This window comes from Dactylosporangium sp. NPDC049140 (assembly GCF_040648435.1).
Map to the genome: position 1 here is coordinate 86,794 of NZ_JBEZDS010000006.1, position 9,911 is coordinate 96,704.

9 protein-coding genes are annotated in these 9,911 nt (G+C 72.1%); 4 read left to right on the top strand and 5 right to left on the bottom strand.

Annotated elements, in window-relative coordinates:
- The first annotated feature begins 12 nt into the window (after window positions 1-12).
- Entirely contained in the window at window positions 13-1,182 is a 1,170-nt protein-coding gene (locus AB0B76_RS12595; RefSeq protein ID WP_360373887.1) for a PQQ-dependent sugar dehydrogenase, read from the top strand.
- On the opposite strand, the gene xylB is transcribed toward AB0B76_RS12595, so the two are convergent.
- Window positions 1,169-2,575: a xylulokinase gene (gene xylB, locus AB0B76_RS12600; RefSeq protein WP_360373890.1), complete on the bottom strand. Its 1,407-nt coding sequence runs from the start codon at window positions 2,573-2,575 to the stop codon at window positions 1,169-1,171. The genes AB0B76_RS12595 and xylB overlap by 14 nt on opposite strands.
- Window positions 2,576-2,606: 31 nt before the next feature.
- The gene (locus tag AB0B76_RS12605; protein ID WP_360373892.1) at window positions 2,607-3,431 is read right to left on the bottom strand and encodes an MBL fold metallo-hydrolase; all 825 of its coding nucleotides are present in this window, start codon (window positions 3,429-3,431) and stop codon (window positions 2,607-2,609) included.
- A gap of 84 nt (window positions 3,432-3,515) precedes the next feature.
- Between AB0B76_RS12605 and AB0B76_RS12610 the strand changes: the two genes are divergently transcribed.
- The gene (locus tag AB0B76_RS12610; protein ID WP_360373895.1) at window positions 3,516-4,451 is read left to right on the top strand and encodes a cation diffusion facilitator family transporter; all 936 of its coding nucleotides are present in this window, start codon (window positions 3,516-3,518) and stop codon (window positions 4,449-4,451) included.
- A 24-nt stretch (window positions 4,452-4,475) separates the two neighbouring features.
- The gene (locus AB0B76_RS12615; RefSeq protein ID WP_360373898.1) at window positions 4,476-5,657 is read left to right on the top strand and encodes a hypothetical protein; all 1,182 of its coding nucleotides are present in this window, start codon (window positions 4,476-4,478) and stop codon (window positions 5,655-5,657) included.
- Here the strand turns inward: AB0B76_RS12615 and AB0B76_RS12620 are convergent.
- The 3 genes from AB0B76_RS12620 to AB0B76_RS12630 are packed head-to-tail and all read right to left on the bottom strand — an operon-like array spanning window position 5,654 to window position 8,867.
- The gene (locus AB0B76_RS12620) at window positions 5,654-6,610 is read right to left on the bottom strand and encodes a carbohydrate ABC transporter permease (protein ID WP_360373901.1); all 957 of its coding nucleotides are present in this window, start codon (window positions 6,608-6,610) and stop codon (window positions 5,654-5,656) included. The two genes, AB0B76_RS12615 and AB0B76_RS12620, sit on opposite strands and share 4 nt — an antisense overlap.
- A gap of 8 nt (window positions 6,611-6,618) precedes the next feature.
- On the bottom strand, window positions 6,619-7,623 hold the full coding sequence (locus AB0B76_RS12625; RefSeq protein WP_360373904.1) for a sugar ABC transporter permease: 1,005 nt from the start codon (window positions 7,621-7,623) through the stop codon (window positions 6,619-6,621).
- Entirely contained in the window at window positions 7,620-8,867 is a 1,248-nt protein-coding gene (locus AB0B76_RS12630; RefSeq protein ID WP_360373907.1) for an ABC transporter substrate-binding protein, read from the bottom strand. The genes AB0B76_RS12625 and AB0B76_RS12630 overlap by 4 nt, the downstream gene beginning before the upstream one ends.
- 319 nt (window positions 8,868-9,186) lie before the next feature.
- On the opposite strand from AB0B76_RS12630, the gene AB0B76_RS12635 reads away from it, so the two are divergent.
- Window positions 9,187-9,531, top strand: a complete 345-nt coding sequence (locus AB0B76_RS12635; RefSeq protein ID WP_360373910.1) for an STAS domain-containing protein — start codon at window positions 9,187-9,189, stop codon at window positions 9,529-9,531.
- Window positions 9,532-9,911: the final 380 nt, after the last annotated feature.

Here is a 9,911-nt window from a genome sequence, read left to right on the forward strand (position 1 = left end):
ACGGTTTGTCCTGTGCGTCTAGCCGGGATCGCGTTGCTGACGGTGTTGCTGGCCGGTTGCTCGTCCCCGGCCTCGGCCGCGGGCCGCTCGCTGCCCCGCACCGACCCGACGGACTTCCACCACGCCTCGGCCGACCCGGCCGGCGGCGCCGACGGCCTCGTGAGCGTCTCGACGATCGCCCGGCATCTGGACGTACCGTGGGGACTGGCCTTTCTGCCGGACGGCAACGCGCTGGTCACCGAGCGCCGGACCGGGCGCATCGTGCGGGTGACGCCGACCGGCACCGTGTCGCCTGTCGCGCGGGTGCGCGAGTCGACGTCGGACAACGAGGGCGGCCTGCTGGGCCTGGCGGTCTCGCCGGCGTACCGCACCGACAAGACGGTGTTCATCTACTACACGACGGCGAACGACAACCGCATTGCCCGCCTGTACCTCGACGGCCACGCCCGCCCGCGGCCGATCGTCACGGGCATCCCGAAAAGCGGCATCCACGACGGCGGCCGGCTGGCCTTCGGCCCGGACGGCTACCTGTACGCGACCACGGGCGAGGCCTCGCACACGGAGGCGGCGCAGAGCCTGGCCAGCCTGGGCGGCAAGATCCTGCGCATGACGCCGGACGGCAAGCCGCCGCCGGGCAACCCGTTCCCGCACTCCCTGATCTGGTCGTACGGCCACCGCAACCCGGAGGGCCTGGCCTGGGACGCGGCCGGCACGATGTACTCGGCGGAGATCGGCGAGGCGGTCTGGGACGAGCTGAACATCATCAGCCCGGGCGCCGACTACGGATGGCCGGCGGTCGAGGGGATCGGGAACAAGCACGGCTTCGTGGACCCGGTGGTGGCCTGGCACCCGGAGGTGGGCGTGAGCGCGGGGGTGGCCGTGACGGGCACGACGGCGATCGTGACGTGCCTGCGGGGCCAGCGCATTTATCTGGTACCGCTGGGGAAGACCCCGGCGCCGGTCGCGGCCCCGTCGTCGGCCACCGCGTCCGTGCAGTGGCGCACCGGCTCGGGCGTGGCCGGCAAGCCGGTCGAGGCCCTGACCGGGCGCTACGGCCGCCTGCGGACGGCGGTGACGGCCCCGGACGGCAGCGTGTGGGTGACCACGTCGAACCGCGACGGCCGCAACCCGGACGGCCCGATCCCCGACGACGACCGGGTCCTGCGCCTCACCCTCGACTGAGTCGGGGAGCCGTCAGCAGCCCGGACGACCGTCGGCGGACGTCGACGTAGCGCTCGTGCACCTCCGGGGTGCCGGCGGCGGCCACCTCCTCGGCGGCGACGGGCCACTGCGGCGGCTCGGCCGCGCCGGACAGCGCCCAGGCCGCCTGACGCGCCGCGCCCCGCGCGACGTACTCGCCGGGGCTCGGCACGCTCACCGGCGCGCCGAACAGCGCCGGCGCGACCGCCCGTACCGCGCGGGACCTGGCCGCGCCGCCGATCAGCAGCACCCGCTCGACCGGGGTGCCCTGGGCGCGGAGCGCGTCGAGGGCGTCGGCGAGGCCGCCGAGCATGCCCTCCACCGCGGCCCGCGCCAGGTTCGCCGCCGACGCGTTCGCCCGCGTCAGCCCGGCGAGCAGGCCGCGCGCGGCGGGCAGGTTCGGGGTACGTTCGCCGTCCAGGTACGGCAGGAGCGTCAACCCTCCCGCGCCCGGCGGCGCCGAGAGCGCCAGCTCGTCGAACTCGGCCGGCGACCGGCCCAGCAGGCCGGCGACCGTGCCCAGCACCCGGGCCGCGTTGAGCGTGCACACCAGCGGCAGGAAGCGGCCGGTCGCGTCGGCGTAGCCGGCCACCAGCCCGCTCGCGTCCGTGGCCGGAACCTCGCTCACCGCGAACGCGCACCCTGAGGTGCCCAGCGACACCACCACGTCGCCGGGCCGCAGGCCGACGCCGAGCGCCGCGGCCATGGTGTCGCCGGTTCCGGCGGCGAGCACGGCGCCGGACGCGGTCTCGCCGACCGTCTCGGCGGGCCCGGCCACCCGCGGCACCGCCAGATCCCGGCCGAAGGCGAGCCTCACCAGATCCCGGCGGTACTCCCCGGTCGCCGGCGACCAGTACCCGGTGCCGGAGGCCTCGCCGCGGTCGGTCGTCGGCTCGCCCCCGTCCGCGCGCAGCCGGTGCGTGAGCCAGTCGTGCGGGAGCAGCACCGTGGTCGTCCGGGCCGCGAGGTCCGGCTCGGCGCGCGCGAACCAGCGCAACTTGGTGACCGTGAAGCTGGCCACCGGCACCAGCCCCACCGCGCCGGCCCACGCCGACGGGCCGCCGAACTCGTCGGTGAGGTCGGCCGCGGCGCGCGCCGAGCGGGTGTCGTTCCACAACACGGCGGGACGCACCACCTCGCCGGCCGCGTCGAGGCAGATCATGCCCTGCTGCTGCCCGCCGACGCCGATCGCGGCGACACCGTCCAGCAGCCCGGCGCTGGCCTGCTCGTACGCGGCCCACCACAGGCGCGGATCGACCTCGGTGCCGTCGGGGTGGGGCGCGTGACCCTCGCGGAGCACCTCGCCGGTCTCCACGTCGCACACCACGACCTTTGTCGACTGGGTGGACGTGTCGACCCCGGCAACCAGTGTCATGGGCCGACTTTACGCACCCCAACCGGTTAGTTCAATGCCCTTCCAAACCGGTTGCGGCGAGCTGCCGGACCTGCCGTTCGTGCACGCCGGCCACCCACTCCCAGCCGTCCCGGGCCGACGGGCCGACCCGCGGGTCGCTCACCGCACCGCCGTCGCGCACGGCGTGCAGGTACGCCCGATCCTGGTCGATCCGTACGCGGATCTGACCGGCCCCGCCGGCGGACCCGTGGCCGGGGACGACGACGTCGGCGTCGCCCGCCGCGTCCTCGAGCAGCCGCAGCGCGGCGAGGTAGTCCCCGATCGGGTCGGCGGCGCCGCTCAGGTCGAGCATCGGCATCAGGACGTCCGAGAGCATGTCACCGGCGACGAGGACCCCGCGGTCCTCGATCAGCAGCGCCGCATGGCCCGAGGCGTGCGCCTGGTGTTCGACGATCCGGACCCGCGGGCCGTCCCAGGGAACGTGCGTCGCCCCGGCGGGCAGGCCGGTGATGACGCCGAGCAGGTCCAGCGGCACCCGGTCGGCGATGTCCGGCGGGATCATCGTGCGGACGCGGGCCTTCGCGCCCGCGTCCGCCAGCCGGGCCCGGGCCGTGTCCGCGCAGCCGGCCGTGCCGTAGCGGGGCGCCGCGCCGAGGCTGTCGTGCCAGAGGAGGTGATCCCAGTGCGGGTGCGTCGAGAAGCCGGCCACGACGGCCTGCCCCGAGCCGGCCAGGTCGCTCGCGAGGCAGGCCATCTCGTGGTCCTGCACCCCGGCGTCGATGAGCAGCGCGCCGGCCGGGCCCCGCACGACGACGGCGTTGCTCTGGCAGAACTCGCTCTCGTGGATCAGTACGCCCTCCGCGACCGGCCTCAGCACCGGGGCCCCCCTCCGCTGGTGATCTGCAACCGATCATCGACGGTACTACGGGCGCAGGCCGCGCCGGTGGGAGAGTCTGGAAGCGTGAGCGGACACGACCACGACCACGGGCACGGGGTGGGCCAGGACGCCGACCGGCGCTGGCTCGGCCTCGCCCTGGGGCTGATCGCGGCGTTCATGGCCGGCGAGGTCGTCGTCGGCCTGCTCGCGCACTCCCTCGCCCTGCTCTCGGACGCGGCCCACATGCTCACCGACGCCGGGGCCATCGCGCTCGCCCTCGTGGCCATGCGGCTGGCGGCCCGGCCGCCGAAAGGGGGGTACACCTTCGGGCTGAAGCGCGCGGAGATCCTCTCGGCGCAGGCGAACGGGCTCACCATGCTCATCCTCGCGGCCGTCCTCGCGATCGAGGCGGTGCGGCGGCTGGCCGACCCGCCGGACGTCGTCGGGCTGCCGGTGCTCGTGACCGCGGTCGCCGGCGTCGCCGTGAACCTGGTCGCGGCCTGGGCGCTGAGCCGCGCCAACCGGACCAGCCTCAACGTCCAGGGCGCGTTCCAGCACATCGTCAACGACCTGTTCGCGTTCGTCGCCACGGCGCTGGCCGGGCTCATCATGGTCACCACCGGTTTCACCCGCGCCGACCCGATCGCCACGCTGCTCGTCGTCGCGCTCATGGTCCGCGCCGGGATCGGCCTGGTCCGCGCGTCCGGGCGGATCTTCCTGGAGGCGGCGCCGAGCGGCATCGACCCGCCCGCGCTCGGGGCCCGGCTGGCGGCGGTACCGCACGTCGTCGAGGTGCACGACCTGCACGTCTGGCAGATCACCTCGGGGGAGCCGGCGCTGTCCGCGCACGTGCTCGTGGCCCCGGGCCGCGACTGCCACGCGGCGCGGGCCGCGATCGAGGAGCTGCTGCGCCACGAGTACCGGCTCACGCACAGCACCCTGCAGGTCGATCACGCGCACGCCGGCCCGGCCGACGTGCACTGCGAGGACGCCCACGGCGTCGCGTATCGATCGGCGTAGCGGGGGATCGCTACCGTGAGGCGCATGCCCGACCCGATGCGCCCCTCGCTGATGACGAAGATGCGTGCCTCGCTGGCCAAGGAACGCGACGCGATGGTGCTGGAGGCGCTGCGGGGCGCGGGCAAGGCCGCCTACGACGAGATGATGGAGGCCGACCGGGTCCGCGAGCAGCTCGCCGCCGACGGTGAGACGCTCTGGGACGCGCCGCCGGCGACGGGGAGCCTGCTGCTGGCGGCGTGGAACGCGTACATGCTGCAGACCCTCGGCGAGCAGTTCCTCGACGCCGACTACGCGGCCCGCCCGGGCACGGTCGGCTACGTCCCGGCGGTGACCTTCGACCAGGTGTCGGCCTGGCTCTCGGCGGTCGAGGGGTGGGTGTCGCGGGCGCGGCAGGCCCGGGTCAACCCCGACTACGACATCGCCGCCGAGCTCAGCCTGCCGGCCGGGCTGCCGGACTGGGCCGAGGTCGAGCCGTGCCCGCCGGAGCACCTGGCCGCGCTGCTGGCGTCGGTGCCGCCGCTGCGCCAGCACATCGACGTGGCCGTCTACGGCCTGGAGCGCGCCGGTGTCCCCGCCGAGCACCGCGCCGGCGTCAACCGGCTCAAGCAGCTCAACGCCGAGGCCGCCGCGGCCGCCGACTACGCGGTGGCGCTGCGCACCGACCGGCACGACGCGAAGCTGCACGAGCTGATCGAGAACAACCTCAAGAACGCCCTCGAGCTGTGGTTCCACGTCGGCCAGCTGGCCGCGATGCCCAGCCTGATGGCCGGCTACCGGCCGCTGCGCGCGGCGCCGCGCCCCGACGTGGCGACGCTGCCCGGCGGCGCCCACTTCGACCAGTGGTGCCTCACCGACCGCATCACGCTGCGCCGCTGGCGCAAGGACCCGCAGGCCCGGGCCGCGATCGCGCAGCTGTGGCGAGACGACCCCGACCCGGCCGCCACGGTCGCCCTGAAGGCCGAGATCGACGCCGCGGCGCGGGCCGGCGACGTGGTGACGTTCCGCACCGGCGACGGCAGCAGCTGTTACTACGAGTGCCCGTGGTCGCCGCTGTACGAGGTGCGCCGCCCGGTGCGCCTCGGCGGGCGCCAGCTGCGGGTGCTGCAGCAGTTCGCGCTGCAGGCGGCGGCCGGCCCCGGCGTGGGCGCCTTCCGCCGGGGCATCGTGGTCGGCCCGTTCGAGGCCACGAACGAGGTCGAGTACTAGCGTTCCTGCAGCGTGCCGGCCAGCAGGCCGCGCATGAAGAACCGGCCGAGCAGCACGTAGATGAGCAGGGTCGGCAGGCTCACCAGCAAAGCGCCCGCCATGGCCTGGCCGAACGGCACCGACTGGCCGCCCGCCACGTTGTTCAGCGCGATCGTCACCGGCCAGGAGTCGCGGCTGGTCATCATCGCGCCGAACATGAAGTCGTTCCACGACGACGTGAACTGCCAGATGATCGCGACGGCGAACGCGGGCTTCGCCAGCGGTACCGCCAGATCCACCCAGGTCCGCAGCACGCCCGCCCCGTCGAGGCGGGCCGACTCCAGCAGCGCGTCGGGCATCGACACGAAGTGGTTGCGGAAGATCAGGGTGGTGATCGGCAGCCCGTAGATGATGTGGATGAGCATCAGGCCGAGCAGGCCCCCGGTCGCGTCGCCGGAGCCGCGCAGCCCGACATTGGTCATGGTCTGCGACACCGGGATGATCACGGCCTGGTACGGCACGAAGATCCCGAAGAGGATCAGCGGGAAGACCACGTTGGAGAGCGGGAAGCGGAACTTCGACAGCACGAACCCGTTCGCGCAGCCGAGCAGGGCCGAGATGAGCGAGGCCGGGATCGACAGCGCCAGGGAGTTGCGGAAACCCGAGGAGAGCTTCGGCAGTACCGCGGAGAAGTTGTCGAACGACAGGCTGGTCGGCAGCTCCCAGATCCGCGTCACCGATACGTCGGCCGGGTTCTTGAAGCTGGTGACGATGAGCACGTACACGGGCATGAGGAAGAACGCGGCCAGCGCCCACAGGATGACGTACCGCAGCGTCGTGCGCACCGGTCCCGGGCGCTGCCAGCGCGGGATCGACGACGGGTCGGGAGCCGGCGGGCCGCCCGGCGTCGGCAGCCGCGAGGGCCGGTAGGTCTGGGCCGAGTTCTGCGGCACGGTGGCGGTAGCGCGAACCATCGGACCTCTCACCGCCGTTCCGTGCGCAGGCTGTACCAGACATAGGGGCCGACCACGAGGGCCACCCCGAGGAGCAGGACCGTGGCGATGGTGGCGCCGCGGTCGTAGAACCCGCCGTCGAACGTGGTGAACCACATGTACAACGACGGGGTGTCGATGCGCAGGTTGCCCTGGTCGAGCGCGTAGAGCAGGTCGAACGTCTTCAGCGAGATGTGGATCATGATGAGCATCGCGCTGAACGTGACCGGGCGCAGGGCCGGCCGCACGACGTACCAGAAGATCTGCGTCTCGCTGGCCCCGTCCATCCGCGCCGACTCGCGCAGGGTCTCGTTGACGCCGCGCATGCCCGCCAGGAACAGCGCCATGACGTACCCGGACAACGCCCACCCGGCCGGCAGCGCGACCGCGGCGATCGCCCACACCGAGTTGGACTTGTGCCAGTCGCTGCGCAGGAATCCCAGGCCGACGTCGGCGAGCAGCTTGTTGATGCCGGCGGTGTCGTTGCCCGAGCCGTTGTCCAGCAGCCAGCGCCACACGATCGCGGTGGCGATGAACGAGATGGCCATCGGGAACAGGAACACGCCGCGCAGGAAGCCCTCGCCGCGCACGCCCCGGTCCAGCAGCATCGCCATCAGGAAGCCGAGCAGCAGCGCGCCCGCGACGAACACGACGGTGAAGATGATCAGGTTGCGTATGTCGGCGCGGAAGCGCTCGTCCTTGAGCAGGTTGGCGTAGTTGTCCAGGCCGACGAAGTGGTACTTCGGGGAGAGCCCGCGCCAGTTCGTGAACGACACGCGCACGTTCCAGCCGAGGAACCCGTAGACGAAGACGCCGATCAGGATCAGCGACGGCATGACCAGCACGAGGCCGGGCAGCCAGCGGGGACCGCGCTGCTTGTGCGGCCGGCGCTTGCGCGCCTCGACCGCGGGCCGCTCCGGCTCCGACGAGTGCCGGGCCCGGTGCTGCTGTTGTTGTAGTTGCTGGCTCGGCTCCTGCCGAACGGGGAGGTTCACTGCGTCTCCCGGAACTGCTGCTCGACGGTCCGGGCGAACTTGCCCTGGTCGCCGTCCTGGACGAACAGGCCCAGCGCCGAGTCGATCTCCGCGTTGTACGCGTTGTTCGCCACCACGCCGTGGGTCAGCGACCCGACGATGCGGACCTTCGGGTCGCGCCACTGTTGCAGCGCCCACCCCAGGTAGTCCTTGTAGAGGCCGGCGTCGGCGTCGGTCCGCGCCGGGATCGAGCCCTTGAGCGGGTTGAAGAGGTTCTGCCCGTCGGTCGAGCCGCACTCGATCAGCCACTTGCGCGAGAGGTCGGGCCGGCGCGCCCCGGTGGGCAGCGTGAACGTGTCGGACAGGAAGTCGTAGACCCCGTCGCTGCCCGGCGAGGCCGCCACGTTGTACCCGTCCTGCCAGTGCAGGCCCTTGGTCTGCTCCAGGTACGACGAGGACCAGTCGCCCATCACGGCGTACACCGCGGAGCCCGAGACCACCCGGTCCAGCTGCGGCTGCCAGTCGCCGGCCGCGGACTTCACGTCGGAGACGGCCAGCACCTTCGCGTAGGTGGCCAGGGCGGCGCCCACGTCCGGCGACATCCAGCTCATCTGCCCGGCCCACAGCTGGTCGTACCGGTCCGCGCCGAGCTCGCCGAGCAGCACGGTCTCCAGCAGGTGCTTCTGCGTCCACTCCGGCCCGAGGGCGAGGGCCACCTTGCCCTTGGCCTTGATGACCTCGGCCTGCTGCAGGAACTCGGCCCAGGTCTTCGGCGGCCCGGAGAGGCCCAGCTCGCGCAGGGTCTTCGGGGTGTACCACATCAGGTTGGCCCGGTGGATGTTCACGGGCACGGCGTAGATCTTCCCGTCGATGGTCAGGTTGCTCACGAGCCCCTTCGGGAACACCTTCGTCCAGCCCTGCTGCTGGTACATGTCCGAGAGGTCCTGCACCTTGCCCGAACGCACGTCGTCGAGCAGCTCGAGCCCGGCGTGGCGCTGGTAGGAGTCGGGCGGGTCGTTGGCCAGCAGCCGGCTGGCGAGAATCGCCTTGGCGTTGGAGCCGGCGCCGCCGGAGACGGCCGCGTTGACGAACCGCACGCCCGGGTTGCCGCCCTCGAAGGACTTGGCCATCGCGGCCAGGCCCTCCTCCTCACCGGGTCCGGTCCACCATGAGTACACCTCGAGCTGGTCGTTGCTCGCTCCCCGCACCGCGAACATCGACAGGCCACAGATCAGCGAGACAACCAGAATCGCCAGGATCGCCAAGCGGCCCTTCCACACATCAACACCCCTCCTGCGAGCCCGATGAGGCCGCGGCGCGGCGACTCCAACGGCGGGGCGGCGCACGCGTGCCGTCCAGGGACGTTATGCGGGTATGTAGCGGTTGGTGATGGAACCTTAGGGCGCTACCCAGCGTCGATCGGTTACTTACCAGCGCCGAACGGTGGACCTTTTATCACGGTGTAATGAAATTGTTGCAGCCGGTGTTGTCTGATGATTTCCGCAGGTCGTTGGGCATGTTTGGGAGCGCTACCATAACGGATTGAAAATCACCGGTTCACAGACTGGTATGCCATTCGTTACCGTGGCACTCGGTGTAACACTTACCGACACCTCGGAGGCGAGCGTGCCGCACGATGGTTCACCGGTCAGTCTTCTTCACGACCCCGCCAGCCCAGTCGCCATCCGCTTCCACGGCGAGATCGACGCGTCGTGGGCCGCCGAAGCCCAGCACAGCCTGGTCGAGGCCCTGCTGCACCACCGCCCCGACCCGATCGTGATCGACCTGCGCGGAGCGACCCGCCTCGACCCGCGCGTGCTCGGCGCCATCCTGGCCACCATCGACGCCGCCGACGACCTCGACGTGCCCGTGCAGGTTCTGCTGGGCGCGCTGGACCCGACGGGCGGCCTGCTCCCCGCCACTCCCTGAAGCCGCCGCACGTTATGCCGGGCGCTGGGCCGCCTGCTGGGCATGGTCCGCAGCACCGAGCCGCCACCGCTGACCCGAGCGTTCACTCACTCCGACCAGCCGACACGCCTCACTCGATCGCCCACCTTGCTGCCCAACGAGCACCCGGAACGCCCGACGCTGCACCTCAAGAGGCTTACGCCCCAGCCGCGGCCGATCCATGCCGATCTCCAACACAACAACCCCTGAACAGGTCAGGTGTTGTGACGATCCGTGGCATATCGGACTTATACCCCGGCGGGCGGGGTGTCGGGAAAATCCGGATGCCAGCCGAGCGGTGGGTTGAGAGAGTTCGATTTTCGCCTACAGCCGCGCGAAAAGTCGGGCGCTCCGCGCCGCGC

Coding starts and splice junctions, on each gene's coding strand:
- xylB (WP_360373890.1), bottom strand. CDS start 2,575: ATGACACTGGTTGCCGGGGTCGACACGTCCACCCAGTCGACAAAGGTC.
- AB0B76_RS12620 (WP_360373901.1), bottom strand. CDS start 6,610: ATGGTTCGCGCTACCGCCACCGTGCCGCAGAACTCGGCCCAGACCTAC.
- AB0B76_RS12615 (WP_360373898.1), top strand. CDS start 4,476: ATGCCCGACCCGATGCGCCCCTCGCTGATGACGAAGATGCGTGCCTCG.